Origin of the sequence: Desulfonatronum zhilinae (assembly GCF_900182865.1) — a bacterium.
Taxonomy (GTDB): Bacteria; Desulfobacterota; Desulfovibrionia; order Desulfovibrionales; family Desulfonatronaceae; genus Desulfonatronum; species Desulfonatronum lacustre.
The window spans coordinates 1-1,544 of sequence record NZ_FXUJ01000081.1 but is presented as its reverse complement, the minus strand read 5'-3'; the positions used below and the strand labels follow the sequence as shown (position 1 = coordinate 1,544).

At 51.4% G+C, this 1,544-nt stretch carries 1 protein-coding gene and 1 pseudogene; both read left to right on the top strand.

Features of this window, described 5'->3' with window-relative positions; genetic code table 11:
* Positions 1-371, top strand: a pseudogene (locus AC559A_RS19105) (hypothetical protein); the annotation flags it as partial.
* 238 nt (positions 372-609) lie between these two features.
* Positions 610-1,434: a hypothetical protein gene (locus AC559A_RS19100; protein WP_498819282.1), complete on the top strand. Its 825-nt coding sequence runs from the start codon at positions 610-612 to the stop codon at positions 1,432-1,434.
* Positions 1,435-1,544 lie beyond the last annotated feature (110 nt).

Here is a 1,544-nt window from a genome sequence, read left to right as displayed (position 1 = left end):
TTTGCAGGTATTTGGCAAAAGCCTCGGAATATCTGAAAGAGGAAGACTTTGAACAAGCTCTAGCTATGATTCCTCAAGGAGGTAAGGAAATTATGAATACGCTCGCAGATCAATGGATGAGGCAGGGAAGAGACGCGGGATTGGTTGATGGGAGACAAGAAGGCGAACTCAAAGGAGTCCGCACCACTCTCCTTAACCAAGCCGCCGCCAAGTTCGAGTACGTCCCTGTGGGCTTCTCCAAGAAGGTCCATGCAATTGAGGATATCGATACCCTCAACTCTCTGTCGCTCAGTCTTCTCAAGGCCGACACCCTGGAAACCTTCGAAGCCCTGGTTGACAAAGCCACCGCTCCGAAACAAACCATGCAGTAGCACCACACGCCCATAGGCTTCCCTAAGCCCCGGCATCAAAATGCCGTCAAAAGCCCTCTGTTCCAACCAGGAACAGGGGGTTTTTTAATTTTCAAGGCCGGTTTGGCATTTTATAGGCACGGTCAGGCTGGTTGTTAGTAACTCGAAAGGCAGGAAGGTTGTGACTCTCGGGCAGGTCTGATCGAATTTTTGGAATGGGCTTTTTTTTACTTTTCACAATTTTAGGAGGAAGAAGATTATGGCAACAGCAGCGCAGTATGAAAACAAAGTTAATGCGTACTTCAAGGCCAGCGGTTTGACAGCTACAGCTGCCGACTTGGCTCTTTGGACGCAAAACTTGGTGAACACCAACGGCAACGTCTGGGCTGGCCTGGGCTTGCAGCAGCATGTCAGCCAGCAGGTTGGTTGGGGCAACAACGTTCCCTTTACAACAGCTCTGGCTACTGCCCGAGTCGAAGCTGTACTGACCAACATGTTTGGTGGGCATAGAACCGTCAGCCAGACAATCAAAGACTACTACGTCACCAATCTGGTTGCCGGAACCATCAAGGAACGCGGCTTGGCCAACGCCCTCATCAACGACCTCGGTCTGATGCCCAAGGTTGACGGCACCTACGGCAGCCCCGCTGGTTGGGAAGCTGGTCCTGCCGGTGCGAACTCCCCCGCCCTGGTGACCGCTGCACAGCGTCTGAATTGGGAAGAAAATGTTGAGAACATCAGCGGCGGTCAGTTTGTTTTGACACCCAATGTTGACTTCGCTGACAACACAGGCTCTTTCAACGGTGTTCTTCCGACGGCTTTCAAGTTCACCAACAATAGTGAAGTTGTTGAAGCCCCCGCAGGTACGCTGAATGCCGCAGACACACTGATGGATACAAACTGGGGTCAACTGGGGGTGGGTGTGCCTCGTGACACAGATGTTATGAATATTTACACAAACCGCGCTTTCGGTTTGACGGGTCAGAACCCAACAGTTAACGGTATTGAAGTCATTCAGATTATGATGTCCCTGCAAAAAGTCAGCGGCAATTATGCGGCCAGCCCCCAGCGATGCCCCTGGTAGGTGTGCTGAAGGGGACGAACCGGAGCAGTTGAGCTGAAAAGGCGATAAAAAGGTGTCCTGAGAAAGTAATTTGACAGTAATTTGCTCTTTGACATGGCTTCCCGCGTCTT

Bases quoted from the DNA above. Each gene is read 5' to 3' on its own strand.
- AC559A_RS19100 (WP_498819282.1), top strand. From the start codon at position 610: ATGGCAACAGCAGCGCAGTATGAAAACAAAGTTAATGCGTACTTCAAG.